Origin of the sequence: Thermococcus kodakarensis KOD1 (assembly GCF_000009965.1) — an archaeon.
Taxonomy (GTDB): Archaea; Methanobacteriota_B; Thermococci; order Thermococcales; family Thermococcaceae; genus Thermococcus; species Thermococcus kodakarensis.
The window spans coordinates 1092147-1110240 of sequence record NC_006624.1 but is presented as its reverse complement, the minus strand read 5'-3'; the positions used below and the strand labels follow the sequence as shown (position 1 = coordinate 1110240).

The window sequence follows — 18094 nt, the reverse complement described above, 5'->3', positions numbered from 1 at the left end:
ATTTGCCATTTGGTTCTGTTGGCGAGGCAATATATATAGCTAATGGTGGTGCCCATGGAGCTTCCAACAAAGACTCCCATGGTAGAGAACGCGGTCGTTACCTCTAAAATGGAACTGAGTAATTTAATCCAAGAGGCCCTCTCTCAAGGAAGTGGGGTATTCTTGAAGATATTCTCTAAGGATAGCCGTAACAAATATTACATAACACTCCTGCTTGACAGCAGTAAAGTCCTTGCGGCTGAAGGTATTGTGGTAGATACAAAAGAGAGATACAGCGGTGACAAGACAGTCGAGCTATTCAAGGCTCTCCTCGACAAGCCAATGATCGTTGATGTTTATTCGTTAGATGAAATTGAACTAAAGCTTGCTATAGCGGAAAACCTTGAGACATACTCAGAAACCCCAAAAGTGCCCATCAACGAGCTCTTTGAAGAGATTAGTGAGGAGCCAAAAGTTGGGATAGTTGAAAAGCCTCAGCCTACAAAGGCAGCCGCTCCTGAAAGGGAACGGACCGCCCCCAAGAAAGCTGAGAAACTCCCAGAGATTGCACCCAAGAAAGCGGAGACAACAACTGGGCCTGAGATTTCCATAAAGCTCAGGGGTGAGAAAATCCCCGAGGAGGCCTTTATGAAATACGCTGAGGCCATACAGAGGGACTCTGAAAAAATCCGCGGTATCAAAATAAAAAAGATTGAATTCACCGGCAATGCAGAGGGAGGGGTTGTTGATCTCAACGTTACCGTATACGGAAGCTCGGAAAGCAAAAACCGCAGGGATATAGAGATTTCGGAGAGAAGGATTTTCCACATAGTGAGCAAGAACGCCCCAATAATATTCAGGGTCTCTGAGTACAAACCCCGTCTCAAGGATATAAGAGTAGTTCTCGACGGTGAAGAAGCCAGACCCAGGGAAATCACTGAAAAGGACAAAAAGAGAACTGACTACATAGATAAGAGCAAGAAAATCCGGCTGTCAGTACTCGAGGATATGTGGCCGTATTTCAGTAACTTTGCCAAGACTGTTATCAGGGAAATTGAAACCTCGGGAATGCTGGTGGAGAGTGCGTACTTCGATATAAAAGGAAGAAGAGAGTTTGAGATAAACCTCTCCATTGCTGTGAAGGGAGAATACGATAAGGACACTGCAGAGAGAGCTGTTAGAGCCGTGCTGGCTCGCCATGCTCGTGAGCTCTCTAAGGCCATAGAGCGCTACATTTCAATTCACACCGTCACTGTTGAGGTGATTCGTCCTGAAGGTGTTGTGCCTACTAAGCCCTCCGTGAAACCAACGTCAGCGAAGGCCTCAGAAATCCTGGCAAAGAAAGAACTCCTTGAGAAAGAAGTGGAAAAGCTTCTCCAGGAGGCAGGAATAGACGAGCTCGCGTTCCTCACCGAAGAAAAGAAAAAGGAAGCGGAACAGACGCTTCTTAAGAGCAGGATTGAGCCGGCGATTGAAACCCTTAAAGCCAGAATTCACGCGGAGCTGAAACTTGTGCCCCGTGCTACCTTTAAGTGGTTAAAGCTCAACCACGAGGTTCAGGGTTCCACTGTGTATGTTGATATAGAGGCCAGCTTCGCAAAGGAAGAAGTTGGAGGTCTCTTCGGTGCATACTCGGGAATCTCGGACGAAAAAATAAAGCAGGATGTTGCAGAGACCATAAACAGGGTTATCAAAGAGGTGTCCAGCGAGTACAGCGTCTCAATCAGGTTGAGGAAGCTCAACATAATCCTCCGCTGACTCATTCCTTTTTTGTTCAGCACTCAAGATCCTCATCATCCCTAAGGTCAGCCTAGCCTGGCTCATCACTTCAAATTGCTCTTCGGGAGGGGCTAATAAAACATCTCTTCTACGAACATCTAAACGCTAAGCCAATAATTTTTTAAGGCGTCTCTTCAAGTGAGCACCATGAACTCATTGATAATTGGAATCCTTGCGGCACTGGTTTCGGCGTTTTCATGGGCGTCAGCGACTATCCTTGTGAGAATGGGCTTAAAAAGGCTGTCTCCTATAAGTGCGAATATTCTGCGGCTCTACGTTGCGGCACTGACCTTCCTGGTAATTTTCCTCGCTACAAACAATATGGGGGTTTTTAGACTTTCCCCAAGGCTTCTTCTAGTGGCGTTCATCTCCGCCCAGTTCGGTTTCGTAATCGGCGATTACTTCTACTTCTCTGCCTTAAAAAGGATGGGAGTGTCGAGGACTGTACCGATTACCTCCACATACCCACTCTGGGCAATACTGTGGGCTGTTCTCTTTTTGGACAGAAAAGTCAGTCCCCAGGTGGTTATCGGGGCCCTGCTTGTTGTAACTGCCATAATAATAGTCAGAAGGGCAGAAGAAGAGGAGCAAGTTGATGGACTCGGTTTTATATACGCCCTGTTGGCACCGATATCCTGGAGTGTGGCAATAACCCTGCTGGACTACCTGAGCTCCGATGTCCCCGTACTCCAACTCGCCGGCATTAGAATGATGTTTGCGGCAATTGGCATCTCAATCCTTCTTCCGAAATACTATGGAGAAATCAGGAGCATTACCATCGGAGAATTTCTAACGATAAGCGGTGCCGCTGTGCTCGGACTTATTCTCGGCCAGTACCTCTTTGTGTACTCCGTCTCAAGCGTTGGTTCCCCGATAGCGGCGCCCGTTTCGGCGATAAACCCGATTATATCATCACTTCTGGCTGTGCTCCTCCTCGGTGAGAAACCCAACAGGAGAATATTCGAGGGGCTTGCCCTTGCGGTTGCGGGCATTATCTTAATCTCCACAGGTTGAGCTATGTTTTTAAACTTCTCTGACTACATTACAACGCCGACAGCGAGGGGACAGTCAGTCTCCTCGCAGGGCTCGGTACAACCGCCTCCGCAAGGTATCGGGTTCCGTGAGCGGAGCGTGCTCACGCCGAGCCCACAGGGCCGGGAGCATCCACCCGCGGGAGCAGTGACCGCGGGCCTCTGTACCCGGCCCACATTTCGATGCCCTTCTCAAGAAAGCCTTATAATACCCACCACCGTCCAATAACTGGTGGTTATTGATGGTGACCATACCCCGGCCCATAGACCCCAGGGAGATCAGGAAAATCCGCAAGGAGCTTGGCATAACACAGGAAGAGCTTGCGAAGAAGGCTGGAGTGACTCAGGCCTACATAGCCAAGCTTGAAGCCGGGAAGGTTGACCCGAGGCTCTCGACCCTCAACCGAATTCTCCAGGCCCTCCTTGAGTGCAAAAAGGCCCAGCCGAAGGCCAGGGATGTCATGTCATCTCCAGTCATATCGGTCAAGCCCTACGATAGCGTGGAGAAGGTTATCAGACTTATGAATGAACACAACATATCCCAGATTCCCGTCATCTCTGGAAACAAGGTCGTTGGTTCAATCACCGAGAGGACGCTCGTGCGCCAGAGCCTTGAGTACGACGACATTTACGGGCACAAGGTTGTGGAAGTCATGGAAGAACCTTTCCCAATCGTTAACGAGGATGAAGACCTTGAGGTTGTCAAGTACCTCCTTGAGGATCACCCTGCAGTTCTTGTTCAGGATAAGGCCGGAAAGATCGTTGGCATAATAACTAGGGTTGATCTGTTCAGACTCGGAAAGACTCTATCTAGGGAGTAATGGAAGGTGTCTGAAGTGGAGAAAAAACAGGCCTATCGCATTCTTCTTGTCATTGTAATTCTTCTGGCAGTTCTCTATACACTGGGAGTCGTCGGCATCCTGCCCTTTGAGGTCAGCGAGGTCGTAACGGTTTTCATGGTAGTTCTCTTCTTCGTTCTAAGGTTCAAGGAAAGAAAATGAAACCCCAAAGAAGTTAGGAAGACCCGTAAAGCGGAAGGGCCTCGCGTATTCTCCTGAGAAGCTCGTCCTTCTCCGGCCCGTCCTGGAGTGCTATTTCCAGCACCTGGTCTATGGTCTCGACCGGGTAGATTTCAATCTTCTCTGCTTTGTCGGGACTCAGGAACACGTCCTTCTCGTTGGCCTTGGGTATTATGACCTTCTTTATGCCCGCCTCTATGGCAGCCTCTATCTTCGGTGTCGCCCCACCTATTGGGAGCACTTCTCCACGGACACTGAGGGAGCCTGTCATCGCAACGTCCTGCCTTATCGGTATGTTTTCGAGGGCCGAGATAACGGCCGTTGCTACACTTATGCTCGCCGAGTCACCTTCGACGCCTTCATAAGTCTGGAGGAACTGGACGTGGATGTCGTACCTGCTGATGTCCTCACCCTTGTAGCGCTTGATTATTGCCGAGACGTTCTGGACAGCTTCCTTTGCTATCTCACCGAGCTTTCCGGTGACTATGATTTTGCCCTCCTCCTTGCTGGCCGCGGGGGCAACGACGGCCTCTATCGGCAGGACTATACCGCTCTGCTCGCCTATAACTGCGAGACCGTTTACCCTGCCTATCTCACCGCCCTCGGTCTTTATGACCTGGTACTCCTTCTTGTTCTCTATGTACCAGTCGGCGAGCTGTTTCTCCAGCGGTTTTGCCATTCTCATTGCCTCAAGGACGTCTTCTCTCTCAACGTACTTCTTGCCCTTTTTGATGGCTATGTCTCCAGCCGCCCTGACTATACCACCGAGATCCCTGAGGCGGAGCGTGAGGTGGCCCTTCCTTCCCGCCCTCTTCTGGGCCTCTCTCACTATCTCCTCAACGGCTTCCCTTGTGAAGTGTGGTATCTTGCCGTCCCTCTTGACTTCCTGAGCGACGAACTGGACGAGCTTTCTCCTGTTCTCAATGGTGTCTGGCATCGTTGTCCTCATGTAGACCTCGTAACCGTAGCCCCTGATACGGGAGCGTAAAGCCGGGTGCATCTTGTCTATGGTGTCCAGGTTTCCGGCGGCAACTAGGATGAAGTCACATGGGACAGGCTCCGTCCTCACCATCGCACCGCTCGACATCTCGCTCTGACCGGTTATTGGGAACTTCTTCTCCTGCATCGCCGTGAGGAGGCTCTGCTGCATTTTGAGTGAGAGCGTTGCTATCTCGTCTATGAACAGGACGCCTTTGTGGGCGCGGTGTATCATGCCCGGCTCAACGCGCTCGTGGGCGGGCGTTCCCAGACCACCGCTCTGGAAGGGGTCGTGCCTGACGTCACCGAGCAGTGCTCCAGCGTGCGCTCCTGTGGCGTCAACGAAGGGAGCCTTCTTCCTTCCACAGTTGTCAACGAGTAACTTTGGCACAAGAACCGTGTTCCTGAAGCGCATGTTGGAGAGCACCATCATGCTGAGGAGCACCACGAACATTCCCATTAGGAGTGTGGTGGCCGTTGGCTCCATGATGATTGCCAGTATCACCGTGAATATGACGAACATGAGGAGGTAGTTCTTGATTCCTTCCTGTTCCTTTGCTTTTCTGCGGTAGTTCTCCACGATACGCCTTCCCTGGCATGCTGGAACAGTCTTTATTTTTGGCATGTTCTCGTCTTCGGGATTCGGAAAGACCAGGATGTCCTCAAGGTTCTCCGTTGGAAGGAGCTCCGCCATTGCTTGGCCGAGCATTGACTTACCAGTTCCAGGCTCGCCTATGAGGAGAACGTGCCTCCTCTGGTTTGCGGCCGTCTTTATGACCTCAACTGCGTGTTCCTGACCGATGACCTGATCGATGAGCTTTTCCGGTACCGGGATTTCTTCGGTGGTCTTGAAATCGATTCCTAGATCAAGACTTTCTCCGTACTCGCGGGGAATCAGCCTCTCCTTGGTGGACTCCTCGTCCATCTTTCTTCCCTCTCTCAGCTCTAGGACTGAGTGGATTGACCCGATTTATAACCTTTTTTGAGGGTATGGGCAGCGCCACAAAAAAGCTAAAAGCCCAACGTCAAAACTCCCTTCGGTGAGAGCATGAGGATAGAGGAGCACGTTGCATTCACAGCAAAGCATAACGACTGGCGGGTCGCCAAGAAGCTCACGGAGCTTGAGGATGAGAACGTTGCCCACTTCCTTGCAGGAATAGCGAACTCTGTGAACTCCAGGATACCCGGCTACATGGGGGAAAAGATAGACATAGATGGCATAAGAAAACTGGCAGAAGAAGTCAGGAAAGACACCCTCAGCGACACAATAGTCGCGCTCAAGTCCCCTGGAACATCGAGGAAACTGGGCGGACTGGTCAGAGAGAACGACAAAAAGCTGAAAAAGCTCTTGGTTGATGCTGCAAAGGCAGTTCTCGTCAGGATGACGCTCGAAGGTGTTGTTCCCATCAACTACCCTGAAGGTGAGCTTACTGGAGTTGAGGTAGAATTTCCGTATGAAGAAGACCACGTGAACTTTACTGCCAAGCACGGAAAGTGGATAGTCGTCAAGAGGCTCATCATAGATGAGAAAACGCCCCTGCTTGACGTTGCGAGGCTTTTGGCCAGCATCAACGAGACGGTCACCCTAAAGCTTCCCGCGTATGCGCACATAGACGTTGAGGGTATAGAGGGTGAGTTCTCGGCGTTCAAAAAGGTTAAAAAGTCCGACATCCCGAAGGTTGTGGAAGCCTACGAGGCGTTCGAGCCTTCCGCCTACGCCGATGAACCGTTCCTTGAGCACGCGAGGGTCTACGCTCTTCGCGTGGCCCTTGAGAAGATAGGACTTCCTCTGGACGTCCCGTCCAAGAGCCTCGAGAAGTACCTTGAGAAGGCGTGATGACGCCGAGGACACCTGAGCGGTGATGACTCTTCGCTTCGCTGACCTTTTCCCTTTTGAGGTGCCGTCCATGAGAACGATAAAAATCCGCAGGGAGCTTCTGGAATACCTTCTTCAGTTGGCCAGGAGTGCCTATCCTAACGAGTTTGCTGGCTTTTTGAGGGAGAAGGACGGAATTTTTGAGGAGGTTCTGATAGCTCCCAACCAGTATCCCGGCAGAAACTCGGTATTTTTTAACCACTGGATGCTCCCTCTGGACGAGAGCATAAAGGGAACCGTTCACTCCCATCCCTCTCCAGCATTCTGGCCCTCTGAGGCCGATCTGAGGTTCTTTTCAAAGTTCGGGGGAGTCCACCTGATAATTCCCTGGCCCTTTACCGAGGACGATGTGAGGGCATACACATCCTCGGGGGAGGAGGTCCTTATTGAGATCATTGATTGAATATTTCATGTGAAAAAGATTTATTTAGGGATTCGTCGGATTTTCCTCGGTGATGAACATGAAGGTAAGGGACATAGTGGAGAAACTCCCCGAAAGGCCCAAAAAGAGCGTCTTCAAGTGCTACGAGAAATGCGGACTTCCCGAGATGGAAGCGGAGCTTGAGCCTGAAGTTGATAGAGAAATCATTGAGTTCTTAAAGGCCCTGTCCAACCCGATAAGGCTCAAGATTCTGAAGCTCACCCGCGACAACTGGCTCTGTGTGTGCCTGCTCTCTGAAGTCCTCGGTGAGGACCAGACCCTCATAAGCCACCACCTCCGCACCCTGAAGACGCTCGACCTTGTGAAGGAGCGCAGAGAAGGTAGGATGCGCTTCTATAAGGCCAACACAGAGAGGATTGAAGAGCTCTTGAAGAAAGTTGAAGGGGTGCTCGTTGGGTATGAATGAACTTCAGAGGAAGGTCGATGAGCTGATCCAGAGGCAGGGGGGCTACTGGCCCCCTTTCCAGATGCTCGCGGCGCTGGTGGAGGAGGTCGGTGAACTCGCCGATGCCATGCTTGCTTTTGAGGGCATTAAGGGACATGGGGGGAAAGAGAAACTTGAAGAGGAGCTCGGCGACGTTCTCTACGCCCTCCTATGTATAGCCAACCACTATGGAATTGACGCCTTCCAGGCCCTTGACAGTACCGTGCTTAAATACCGAAAGAGAGATTTGCGAAGCTGATGGTTTTATTTTTATTATCGTATTTCTGTAGTAAGCTCCCGCAATTATAACACTTTTGAACGTTTAATGCTGCAATAACCGCGATTTTTGGCGACCCATCAATAACTGGATTATGCCGAAGTACATCCAAAAACGAAACATTTTTATATGCATTTGTAAACAACTCAAACAAACGTTAGGGGGTGGCTGTGATGGCGGATAAAATAAATCCCGTTGACCTTCGCATCCTTAAGCTTCTCTCAAAGAACGCTCGCCTCACATACAAGGAGCTCGCCGAGCTTCTCGGCACGACAAGGCAGAGAATCTCCCGCAGGATGAACCGCCTTGAGCAGAGCGGTGTAATTTTAAAGTACACCGTGATACCCGATTATGATGCTCTCGGTTACGTTCACGTTGTCCTCGGTATTACTCTGAAGCCCGGTGCAAATGTCAAGGATGCCATAGAGGCCCTTAAGGAAGACGAACACGTCAAGGTGATCCAGCGTGCACTTGGCTCCCACAACCTTGTGATCCACGTAATTGGGCCCAAGGACATGAGGGAGCTTGAAAGGATAATCTCTGAGATATCCAAGAAAGTTCCCGCGATAGACCACATGGACGTAACGTTCATCACTGAGACAATCAAATTTGAGACCCTCTAGTCTCTGTTCTCCTTCTATTTTCAAAATGGGGAAAAAGTAATAAACCTTCTTCAGAGCACTACCAAGATGACGGTGATGACTTTGAACATCATTGCTGATATAATCACGGTGCTCCTCCTCGGGGTCCTGGCATATCGCTCCCGAGCCTTAGATGCCAAGGGCTCGATAGCCGCGGCCCTTTTGGGCTTAGGTGTTCTTGTGCTTGGTGGAACGTGGACGTTTCTGGCACTTTTGACCTTCCTTATCCTCGGAGTTCTGGCCACGAAGTATCGGTATGGAGAAAAAGTTAAGAAAGGCCTCGCCCAGTCAAACAACGGCACAAGAAGCATCGGCAACGTTCTCGGAAACGGTCTGGCTGTGCTGATCTTTCTCCTGGTGGAAGCTGCTGTTAAAGAAGATATCTTCTGGGCGGCAACTTTTGCCTCAATAGCCACGGTGAACGGAGATACTCTCGCGAGCGAGCTTGGAAAAGTCCTCGGTAGGAAGCCTAGGCTAATAACCAACTTGAAACCCGTTAATCCCGGAACGAATGGTGCCGTATCAGTCCAGGGTGAGGTTATAGCCCTCATCGGTGCTTTGATGATAGCCCCCTTCGCTCTCCCGCTGACCACTCACACCTGGAAAATGTTACTCGCAGTCACAATTGGCGGTTTCGTTGGCGTGAATCTGGACAGTCTCATTGGAGCGACCCTTGAGGAGAAGGGAATCACTGACAACAACTCCACTAACTTTCTGGCAAGCCTTCTTGGCGGTCTAATCGGTGCTGCTCTCTTCTACGCTCTTGAGATGTTATAAGACTCCGGCGGATGATGACTACGGCGGATTCCCGAGCGGTGAGGACGACCTTAGGGTCTGACGCCGATTTAGATAAAAAGATCAGGAAGAGTCCTCGGCTTTTTCTTCACTCTTCCTGAGGAACTCTTCATAAACCTCCCAGAGGGAGACCAGCGTCGCTGGTATGCCGTGCTCGGTCGCAAACGTCATGTAAGGTGCTAGGTCAACCACGTAATCGGCAAACCTGAAGAGGCCCCTCGGGATGCCTTCCCGCGAACCAATGAATATGACTACTTCCTTGGCGTAGTGCATGTCCTTTGCCAGTTTCTCTTTGACCTCTGCTAAAGTAGGCCCCTTAGGATCAGTGATTATCAGGAGTCTTTTGTTCCTTCTCTTGTCCCTAACGACCTGGTAGAGATCCCACACAGACACGGGAACCTTCTCAACCTTCCAGGGATAGGCCTCCCTCTGTATCTGGTACCTGCTTTCTTGTCCTATCTTGATGCCCCTGAGAAACTCCATCAGCTCGTAGGCGTCCATTTTCTCCTTAGGTGCTATGATGAGTTCTTTGACCTCAAAGGCCTGGGCCGCCCTGCCGATCTTCTCACCGAACTTCCTGCAGGCCTTGTAATCGCCCCAGTAGGGCATCTGGACAAGGGTAACCTTGGAAAAGAGCTTCCTGGCGTCGAACTTGTCTGGAGTGTATTTTCGGTATTCCTCCCCTGGAAGAACCGAGATATACGCCCTATCCCCTATTATCTCAACCTGGACCACCTTGTCGGGCCAGCTCAGGTTCACGTCCGCATCGGTTATCTCCTTGATCCTCGCACCTAAAACGCGGTTGACATCGATGCTCGAAAAGTCGTGCTTTCCGCGCCTCTTGGTCTTGACGGCGAAGGTTTCATCTTTACTTATGAGACTGGCTATTTCATCGGCGGCTTTCTCTATCTCCTTCAGCTCCGCATTCGTCTCGACGAGGACGGGTATAACGCGCTCCACTTCAGGTATCTCAAGGATTTTCTCCTCCGCGTTCTCATCGTTGGTTTCAACTATTACAAGACCCGAATAACCCATGGGAGAAGCCCAGACTTCAGCGTTGGGAAGGGCTTCTCGGATGTAGTTCCCAGCAACGGACTCCATGCCCCTCTGAGTCTTGACGAGAAACTTCAAGGTATCACCTCCCGGTTATGGTACAGTCCTAAACCCATGAACCTCAAAGTCAGAGTCAAACGTGAAAGCTGTTTTCAGGCCGAGCCTTTCCATGATCGCAAAGCTGAGGGAATCGAAGAGGTCAATACCCCTCTGGTCGCGATACTTAAAGAAGAACTCCCAAGCCTTTCTCCAATCTGCCTCCGTTTCGTTCTCAATGTACACGAAGCTACTCGAGGTTAGGGCATCGTAGTTTTCCTTAGCGATCTCCTTTCCATACCTCTTGGATAGGCCGTTTAAGTACTCCATGAGCACTGGCCTTGAGAGGAGAAAGAGGTTCCCGGACTCGAGGGCCTCCCTCAGGTAAGATACAGCCCTTTCATGGTTCTTGTCATTTCTGTTGAAGAGGGCTATGAGCGCACTCGTGTCAAGGTAGATAACTTCTGGCACCGGCCTTTTCATTCGGTAAGCCCCCACTCCTCGTCTTCGCTGGCGTTCTCCTCAAGCTCCCCCTTTCCAACGATTTTCCAGATGGGGTCGTTTTTCGCCTTTTGTTTAAGCTCTTTCTCTTCAATCTCGACGTACTTCTCAATCGCCTCCTGCAAAAGTTCTTTGAGCGGTTTTCCAGTTCGGATGGAAATGGACTTCAGCATGAGGTAGAGCCTCTCATCTATCTCGGCTTGAATGTGCTTTGTGGCAGATCCCATGACCCTATCACCCAACATGAATACGGCATGGAAGCATATAACGTTTCCGAGAATAGAACCAAAAGAGAATTGAAAAAGCCTTCAGGCGGAAGGCTCGGCGAGAACCTTTATCTTCCTGACCTCGGCGCGCTTGATCGGGTATATCTTCCTCGCTTCCTTCGCTATCTCGCTGGCTATCTGACCGTTGACAGACTGGAGAACGAAGTCAGCGAAGTTGAGCTCCTCGGCCTTCTTGTAGATGATGTCCTGGATGATCTTCCTGATAGCCCTCTCCTGGCTGGTCTGAATCCTCCTGTAGGCGATGACCATGCCCATGACGCGGAGCTTGTAGCCGTCCTTGGTGGTGATGTTGAATATTCCATCAACCCTGGTGGTCCTCCTCCTGACGAGGGACCTTATGTAGCTCCTCGCGAGGGTGTGGCCCTTGAACTTGGTGTAGGCGTTCTGACCCTTGACGTCGTAGACCTGGAAGTAGAGCTTGACGTGGCCCTTGGTGAAGTCGCCGGTGAGGTCCTTCAGAGTCGTTTCAATAACCCTGCCTATAACCTTCTCAGGGTCGTCAGCGGGAGTGAGGCCTATCTCCTTGCTCCCAAAGAAGTCGGGAGCGTAAACGATGTACCACTCTTTCATCTTCCACTTATCCTTAGCCGCAGCGGCCCTCTTCCTTGGGTTACCTCTTGCCATCTTAACACCTCCAGTTCACACCTCTACGCTATCTTCGGCGATTTTGACCGAAAACACAATATCATCGAGCGCTTTGATGAGGGTGTCAATCTCACCCGAGTATTTAACCTTTGTTATGACGTCTCCATCAACCCATCGGGTTTGCACATTTAAACTTTTCTTTAGTTCCTCGGGCATGCTCTCGTTGTCCACCTGGATTGCTTCAGCTATTGCCCTCGCCTTGGCATCATCGCCGTAGTGCCAGACTATCTCAACCCTCGCCTTCACTTCCACCGCCCTTCACCTGCCTCCCGAGGGCTTCGTTGAAGAGCTTAATGAACTCGTCTATCCTGTTCTTCGGGAAGCGTATGCCCGCGGCTATGGCGTGTCCACCGCCCTCGCCGCCAAGTTTTTCGGCAACCTCTTTCAACGCTTCCCCAAGGTGGTAGCCCTTCTCCAGTGCCTTCTCCGTGGTTCTGGCAGAGCCTTTTACCAGGTTCTCGTCCTCGTCGCTGTCGGCTAGAACTACCACGGGTTTCTCTGGGTCAGCCAGACCCGCGTTGATGGCCATGTTGGCTGCTATTCCAACGAGAGTGTCCCGTATGTTCTTGCCAGCGTAAAAGACGTAGGCGTGCTCCCCCTCTTCGACCATGTTCCAGTTCTGGATTATGAACTTCCTCGCCTCTATCTGCTCTTTTTTGTAGTCGTCGAGCATCTTTCTGGCAACTTTGTAGGCTTCCTCGTCGCCCAGGCAGATAGCAACTCCCAGCGTTCCGGCGTTCAGCCTTCCTGTGGCGTTGAGGAGCGTTGCGAACTCCCTCGCCTCATGTCTTACGTCCCCCTCAGGGTAGAGCGGGCTTATGACAACGTCACCAATGAGCCTGTCTATTGCTTCCTTCGGTGCTCCGTGCTTTATCATGTGGACGAGGAGGGCCTCGTGGAGCTTTCTCTTTTCCTCTTCCCTCAGCTGCCAGTACTTCATTTCAGGGTCAAAGCCTTTGGCGCGGAGCCATTCTATTGCCTTCCTCTCGTCTCCCGTTATCTCCGGGATTTCAGGATTGGTAGCGTAGGCGAGCATCTGATAGAGCGGCCTGCTCTCCCTTCCAAAGAGCCTGAGTTCTTTCCTGACTTCGAGAATACCCAGCTCCTTTCCGTCCTCTATGATTTCAAGGTTGAGTCCGTGAAAAGTCCCGTCTATCTCCTGCATATCCCCAACGGCGCCGACGATGGCTACGTAGGCCATGTCCCTGTTCTTTCTGTTCATCTCCCTTGCGACGAAGTAGGCCACCCCAGAGCCGCTCAAGTCCCTAACGCTGTTTGCTCCGAATGGAACCGGATTAACAAGGACGTGGGAGTCCGTTGAGAACGAGTCCTTCTCGGGTGGGTGGTGGTCGGCAACGACGACGGTGGCAAAGTTCAGCTTTTCTTCGATGAGTTCAATTGAGCCGCTTCCGAGGTCGCTGAAAACGTAGATTTCTCTCTTTTCCCTCGCCAGCTGGTCTATAAGCTCCTCGCTCACCTGCTTGACGATGCTGAGCTGGAAGGTTCCCCCTTCCCTCGCAACGGCCTTCGCAAGAATCGCACCTGCCGTGATGCCGTCAGCGTCCCTGTGGGAGATGAGCCTTATCGTGTGACCTAACTCGATATGCATCTTAATTAGCTCGGCCCCTTCCCTAACGCGCTCCAAAAAAGCCTCCTTATCCACGCGGCATCACCGGAAGAAGAAGGAAAGGGATCAGCGGACCAGGAGCTTGGCCTGCTCTGGGTCGTAGCGCCACTTGGCTGGGAGCTTGCCAGTCCTGCGGTAGTACTTGACGAGCCTCCTGATCTTGCTCTCGATGAGCTGAAGGCCCCTCCTTGAGTGCTTGTCCTTCGGGTGCTGCTCGAGGTGCTTCCTGAGGTTGACGGCCCTCCTAATGAGGAACATGAGGTCCTCTGGAATCTCCGGAGCGAGGCCGTTCTCTTCGAGTATCTTGGTTATCTTCTTGCCGGTTATCAGCTTGACGCTCGGAATGCCGTACTGGTCGCGGAGAATCGTGCCTATCATGGCCGTGCTGTAGCCTTCCTTCCTGAGCTTGACAACCAGAGCCTCGACCTCCTCCGCCGTGTACTCGACCCAAGCCGGCGGAGCGGTCCTCGGTGGCCTCTTTGAACCAGACTTACCCCTCTTTCTCGCGTGTATCCTCGCCATATCATACACCTCCCGGTGACGGCCAGCTCCCGCCAGCCGCCCCTTCGCATCGGCGTTGCGGAATGAGTTTAAAAAGGTTTGCCCCGCTCCCGATACTCCCTACCAACTTTAATGTATCTCTCCTTCCAACGCATAGTGGCATCGTTGGGACAGCATTCCAGAAGAGAGAGCGCATACTGCAGTTTTTGAGTTTTTCTTTCTGCAGTGAATCCAATTTCCTCGTGGAACCGTTTAATGTCCATTAATCTGGTTATTCGCAGGCCAAACATATCCACATTTGATTTATACTCCCGTCCTCGTATAACAACCCTCTGACCTTTAGAATACATCTTGAATATCGCGGATGTTATCTTGAATTTTGTCTCGAGCAACTTCCTTGAAAATTCGAGCAGTTTCAGATTCGAGTTCACAGCCTCCACATAAACTCTAAATCTTTTACCAGCAGAGACCACCGGAAAACCTTCACTGTCAAAGAAACCCCTCAAAAACTCCGCAGGATACAACTCTGCTACCTCAAATAGGAATTCAATGGGATTTTTCAAAAATCCATACAAAGCCTTGCTGGAGCCTTCAACATAAAAACGATTAACTCTCGTGGAATCGTTTTCAAATCCAAAGACGGGATGCAATCCCAGCGTCTTCAGAGCATTGTAAAACGCCTCAGCAAATTCCCTGTCTACAACCTTGAGCTTTATTCGGTATTTTCCGTTATCCTTGTTATGAATGCTTCCGTCTCCCAGATAAACACCAATCACGTACGAGAGAGCTGGGGACGGGCTCAAATTCACATCGTTTATTTTGTTGAATGGGTCGTGTGTTCCCTTGCACCATCTACTGATGGTAGGTCGGGAAACGCTAACATCGTATGCCTCAGCGATCTTTGATGAGATGGCTGAATAACTAAGCCCCTCTGAACGGAGAGTTCTTGCATAGTCCATAATCTCTTTGAGTTCGAATACTGATAAATCTCGCAACCTTCTCATTATTACTACTTAGCAAGATGTATGTATAAACTTTTCGAAAATTATGCTGAACAATAAACATCATGGGGGAACAAATACCAGAAGAAATGCACAAAAATAGACTGGTAGCGGGGCGAGGATTTGAACCTCGGACCTCCGGGTTATGAGCCCGGCGGGCACTCCTAGCTGCCCCACCCCGCTGCTCGACCCGTTAGTTAGTGAACAGTGGAGGGTTTATAAATTTTGCGGAGGCGGTTTTATAACTTTTCCAGGTCAAATTATGCCGGTGGTAGAATGTACCTGACGAAGGAGGAGGAGCTAATTTTAGCGGGAGAGTACGGCTACGCCCTCCAGAAGGCGATGGAGATACTCGTTGCCCTCGGCGACATCTACGGTGCTGACAGGCTCATTCCGATAAAGAGCGCCCAGGTGGCGGGAGTCTCCTACAAGAACATCGGTGATGCTGGAATCGAGTTCCTGAGGGACTTTGTAGAGGCTGGAGCGAAGGTCAGTGTTTACACAACCCTCAATCCGGCGGGAATAGGCGACGACGAGTTCATGGAAAAGCAGATGGAAGTCCTTGAGCTTTACAGAAAGATGGGCATTGAGGTCACATCTACCTGCACCCCGTACTACGGCGCAAACCTCCCCAAGTTCGGGGACCATATAGCCTGGAGCGAGAGTTCAGCGGTCAGCTTCGCCAACTCCATACTTGGAGCGAGGACAAATAGGGAAGGTGGACCTTCAAGCCTCGCCGCTGCCATCGTCGGCAAAACTCCAAACTACGGCCTCCACCTCGATGAGAACAGGAAGGCAACGGTTATCGTTGACGTTAAAGCTAAGGTAAAGACCTTCGCAGACTACTCGGTTCTCGGCTACCACGTCGGCAAGACCCTCGGAAACGACGTCCCCTACTTCAAAAACCTAAAGCCTGAAAAGACCGAGTTCCTCAAGGAGCTCGGCGCCGCGATGGGGGCTACCGGCTCGATAGCCCTCTACCACGTTGAGGGAGAGACCCCTGAGTACAGGGAGGCTATAACTGACAAACTGGAAACGATAACCGTTGAGGACTCTGACCTTAAAGCCGTTAGAGAATCCTTCCAGGACGATTGGAGTGATATAGACATGATCCTGATTGGCTGTCCGCACGCTTCCCTGCCAGAGGTCAAGGAAATAGCAGAACTCCTGAGAATGCGCGGGAAGCCCCTCAAGATACCCCTCTTCATAACCGCCAGCAGGGCCGTGAAGGCTTTGGCGGATGCCCTGGGTTATACTGAGATAATCGAACGCTACAACGGGAAAATCATACCCGATTCATGTTTCGTCGTCTCGCCGATAAAGGGATGGTACAGGGGGATAGCCACGAACAGCGGAAAGTCGGCCTTCTACTTCCGTTCCTTCGGCTTCAGCGTACGGCTTGACGACGTTGAGAACCTGATAAAGGAGGCTCCGTGAGGTGGTAACATGAAGCTCAAGGGCAGGAAGATCGTTGGGGGCAAAGCGGAGGGAGAAGTTATAGTCTCCAGGAAGCCCCTCTCCTTTCTCGGCGGCGTTGATCCCGAGACGGGCATCGTGACTGACGCCGAGAGCGACATCAGGGGTCAGAGCATAGCGGGAAAAATCCTCGTCTTCCCGAGGGGCAAGGGCTCCACGGTTGGTTCCTACGTCATCTACGCCCTCAAAAAGAACAACAAAGCCCCGAAGGCTATAATCGTCGGAGAAGCCGAGACTATAGTTGCCACGGGCGCGATTATATCAGACATTCCAATGGTTGACGGTGTGGATGTCTCAAAGCTCAAGACCGGGATGAAAGTCCGCGTCGATGCCGACAGCGGAGAGGTCGAAATCCTTGAGGATGGGGAGTAGGTTTTTAACTTTCTCCCCAATTTCTTTTGGGAAGTGAAAATGCCGAGGGGAATATACGAGTGCGTAAACTGCGGCCACAGGGAAGTTCTGGATTCCACCGAACCCGTGATTGAGAGGGCCTGTCCCAAGTGCGGCGGCGACATGATACTAGTGGGCTATGCTGTAAGCGGTGTAGAATCTCCGAACGTCCGTTCTGGGAGGGAGGAAGTCCCAGCTCCCGAGGGGAGTGGAGTTTCTCCCGGGGTTGAAGTCCCGAGAGAATCGCCTCACGGTCTTCCCCCAGAGGTCGAGGCAAAGCTGAATGAGTTCTACTCTCTGAGGTTTTACGGCTTTGATGGGCACGTGGCGGTCTTTGAGGTTCTCGACATCTACGAAAAAAACTTTGAGAGGGTTCTCAGGGAGCTTGAGAACCTCGGCTACTGGGCGGCCCTTAAGAAGAGGGACGGCAGAATCGTGCTCTTCGTCTTTCCCGCTGGAAAGATACCCCCGGACAATCCGTGGCTCCCCTGGCTTTTCCTCGTGCTTACAGTACTCTCGACGTTCTTCGCCGGCTACTACCTGGCGCTCAACTACATCGCCACCCTTGAACACTACGGCCTTCCAGGCCTTAGAAACCCGTATATAATTGCGCTCTCCTTCTCGGTCAGCGTGATGGCCATAATAGGCACCCACGAACTCGGCCACAAGATAGCGGCCACCTACCACGGCGTTAAAGCGACGATGCCGTACTTCATACCTTTCCCAAACATCCTCGGGACGTTGGGAGCCGTGATAAGGGTGAAGTCACCGCTCCCTACCAGAAACGCCGCCATAGACCTCGGCGTCAGCGGGCCGATAGCGGGCTTCCTCGTCGCCGTGCCAGTTACAGTGCTCGGTCTGAAGCTATCCGTGCTGGTGCCCATGAGCATGGTGCCATCAACGGAGGGCGGTCTCTACTTCGGAACCAACCTGCTCTTTGAGGCCCTCCAAAGGCTGGTGCTCAACGTACAGGGCGATTACGTGATTTTCCTTCATCCAGTAGCCATAGCTGGCTGGGTCGGAATACTGGTTACCTTCCTCAACCTAATCCCCGTCGCCCAGCTCGACGGCGGCCACATCCTTAGGGCGTTTATCAGCGAGAAGGCGCATAAGATGATAACCTACGCCGCAGCTCTGCTCCTCGTCGGGATGAGCTACCTCTGGAGCGGCTGGCTGATATGGGCCATACTGATAATCTTCATAGGCTCCGCTGGCAACCCGGGGGCTCTCGACGAGGTTAGTCCTATCTCGAAGGGCAGAATAGTTCTAGCACTAACGGCGCTTGTGATATTCGTGATTACAGCAACTCCGAGGCCGCTCTGGACGGCTTAGCCTT

22 protein-coding genes and 1 tRNA gene are annotated in these 18094 nt (G+C 51.6%); 13 read left to right on the top strand and 10 right to left on the bottom strand.

What is annotated here, in order from left to right; genetic code table 11:
• Positions 1–54 precede the first annotated feature (54 nt).
• From TK_RS06265 to TK_RS12120, 4 genes are all read left to right on the top strand, one after another.
• Complete coding sequence (locus TK_RS06265; RefSeq protein ID WP_011250219.1) at positions 55–1737, top strand: hypothetical protein; 1683 nt, start codon at positions 55–57, stop codon at positions 1735–1737.
• A 168-nt stretch (positions 1738–1905) separates the two neighbouring features.
• Complete coding sequence (locus tag TK_RS06260; RefSeq protein WP_011250218.1) at positions 1906–2772, top strand: DMT family transporter; 867 nt, start codon at positions 1906–1908, stop codon at positions 2770–2772.
• A gap of 259 nt (positions 2773–3031) precedes the next feature.
• Positions 3032–3610 carry a CBS domain-containing protein gene (locus TK_RS06255; RefSeq protein ID WP_011250217.1) on the top strand — a complete coding sequence of 193 codons (579 nt, stop codon included), beginning with the start codon at positions 3032–3034 and terminating at the stop codon, positions 3608–3610.
• A 15-nt stretch (positions 3611–3625) separates the two neighbouring features.
• Positions 3626–3790 (top strand): hypothetical protein, encoded by a 165-nt coding sequence (locus TK_RS12120; protein ID WP_048053715.1) that lies wholly within the window; start codon positions 3626–3628, stop codon positions 3788–3790.
• 13 nt (positions 3791–3803) lie between these two features.
• On the opposite strand, the gene lonB is transcribed toward TK_RS12120, so the two are convergent.
• A complete protein-coding gene (lonB, locus tag TK_RS06245; protein WP_011250215.1) occupies positions 3804–5711 on the bottom strand; it encodes an ATP-dependent protease LonB in 1908 nt (635 codons plus the stop codon).
• Positions 5712–5834: 123 nt separating this feature from the next.
• Between lonB and TK_RS06240 the strand changes: the two genes are divergently transcribed.
• From TK_RS06240 to TK_RS06215, 6 genes are all read left to right on the top strand, one after another.
• Positions 5835–6623, top strand: coding sequence for a DUF2666 domain-containing protein (locus TK_RS06240; RefSeq protein ID WP_011250214.1), 789 nt, complete (start codon positions 5835–5837; stop codon positions 6621–6623).
• A 70-nt stretch (positions 6624–6693) separates the two neighbouring features.
• Positions 6694–7065: a Mov34/MPN/PAD-1 family protein gene (locus TK_RS06235; protein ID WP_011250213.1), complete on the top strand. Its 372-nt coding sequence runs from the start codon at positions 6694–6696 to the stop codon at positions 7063–7065.
• 52 nt (positions 7066–7117) lie between these two features.
• Positions 7118–7510: an ArsR/SmtB family transcription factor gene (locus TK_RS06230; protein ID WP_332370041.1), complete on the top strand. Its 393-nt coding sequence runs from the start codon at positions 7118–7120 to the stop codon at positions 7508–7510.
• Positions 7503–7787 (top strand): MazG nucleotide pyrophosphohydrolase domain-containing protein, encoded by a 285-nt coding sequence (locus tag TK_RS06225; protein WP_011250211.1) that lies wholly within the window; start codon positions 7503–7505, stop codon positions 7785–7787. Before TK_RS06230 ends, TK_RS06225 begins: the two co-directional genes overlap by 8 nt.
• A 191-nt stretch (positions 7788–7978) precedes the next feature.
• Positions 7979–8428: an Lrp/AsnC family transcriptional regulator gene (locus TK_RS06220; protein WP_048053714.1), complete on the top strand. Its 450-nt coding sequence runs from the start codon at positions 7979–7981 to the stop codon at positions 8426–8428.
• A 75-nt stretch (positions 8429–8503) separates the two neighbouring features.
• On the top strand, positions 8504–9223 hold the full coding sequence (locus tag TK_RS06215) for a DUF92 domain-containing protein (RefSeq protein WP_048053841.1): 720 nt from the start codon (positions 8504–8506) through the stop codon (positions 9221–9223).
• Between the two features lie 81 nt (positions 9224–9304).
• On the opposite strand, the gene TK_RS06210 is transcribed toward TK_RS06215, so the two are convergent.
• From TK_RS06210 to TK_RS06170, 9 genes are all read right to left on the bottom strand, one after another.
• Positions 9305–10372 (bottom strand): SPOUT family RNA methylase, encoded by a 1068-nt coding sequence (locus tag TK_RS06210; RefSeq protein ID WP_011250208.1) that lies wholly within the window; start codon positions 10370–10372, stop codon positions 9305–9307.
• A 15-nt stretch (positions 10373–10387) separates the two neighbouring features.
• Positions 10388–10813: a type II toxin-antitoxin system VapC family toxin gene (locus TK_RS06205; RefSeq protein WP_011250207.1), complete on the bottom strand. Its 426-nt coding sequence runs from the start codon at positions 10811–10813 to the stop codon at positions 10388–10390.
• Positions 10810–11076: a hypothetical protein gene (locus TK_RS06200; RefSeq protein ID WP_232500564.1), complete on the bottom strand. Its 267-nt coding sequence runs from the start codon at positions 11074–11076 to the stop codon at positions 10810–10812. The genes TK_RS06205 and TK_RS06200 overlap by 4 nt, the downstream gene beginning before the upstream one ends.
• Before the next feature lie 63 nt (positions 11077–11139).
• Entirely contained in the window at positions 11140–11742 is a 603-nt protein-coding gene (locus tag TK_RS06195) for a 30S ribosomal protein S3ae (protein WP_011250205.1), read from the bottom strand.
• A 15-nt stretch (positions 11743–11757) separates the two neighbouring features.
• On the bottom strand, positions 11758–12015 hold the full coding sequence (locus TK_RS06190) for a KEOPS complex subunit Pcc1 (protein WP_011250204.1): 258 nt from the start codon (positions 12013–12015) through the stop codon (positions 11758–11760).
• Positions 11993–13426, bottom strand: a complete 1434-nt coding sequence (locus TK_RS06185) for a DHHA1 domain-containing protein (RefSeq protein WP_011250203.1) — start codon at positions 13424–13426, stop codon at positions 11993–11995. Before TK_RS06185 ends, TK_RS06190 begins: the two co-directional genes overlap by 23 nt.
• A 30-nt stretch (positions 13427–13456) precedes the next feature.
• Positions 13457–13912 carry a 30S ribosomal protein S15 gene (locus TK_RS06180; protein WP_011250202.1) on the bottom strand — a complete coding sequence of 152 codons (456 nt, stop codon included), beginning with the start codon at positions 13910–13912 and terminating at the stop codon, positions 13457–13459.
• Between the two features lie 68 nt (positions 13913–13980).
• Positions 13981–14895, bottom strand: a complete 915-nt coding sequence (locus TK_RS06175) for an LAGLIDADG family homing endonuclease (protein ID WP_011250201.1) — start codon at positions 14893–14895, stop codon at positions 13981–13983.
• Positions 14896–14997: 102 nt separating this feature from the next.
• Positions 14998–15075: transfer RNA gene (locus TK_RS06170), tRNA-Met, on the bottom strand.
• A 93-nt stretch (positions 15076–15168) separates the two neighbouring features.
• On the opposite strand from TK_RS06170, the gene TK_RS06165 reads away from it, so the two are divergent.
• The 3 genes from TK_RS06165 to TK_RS06155 are packed head-to-tail and all read left to right on the top strand — an operon-like array spanning position 15169 to position 18090.
• Positions 15169–16329, top strand: coding sequence for an aconitase X catalytic domain-containing protein (locus TK_RS06165; protein ID WP_011250200.1), 1161 nt, complete (start codon positions 15169–15171; stop codon positions 16327–16329).
• 9 nt (positions 16330–16338) lie between these two features.
• The gene (locus TK_RS06160) at positions 16339–16740 is read left to right on the top strand and encodes a DUF126 domain-containing protein (protein ID WP_011250199.1); all 402 of its coding nucleotides are present in this window, start codon (positions 16339–16341) and stop codon (positions 16738–16740) included.
• A gap of 39 nt (positions 16741–16779) precedes the next feature.
• Positions 16780–18090: a site-2 protease family protein gene (locus tag TK_RS06155; RefSeq protein WP_011250198.1), complete on the top strand. Its 1311-nt coding sequence runs from the start codon at positions 16780–16782 to the stop codon at positions 18088–18090.
• The last annotated feature ends 4 nt before the right edge of the window (positions 18091–18094 follow it).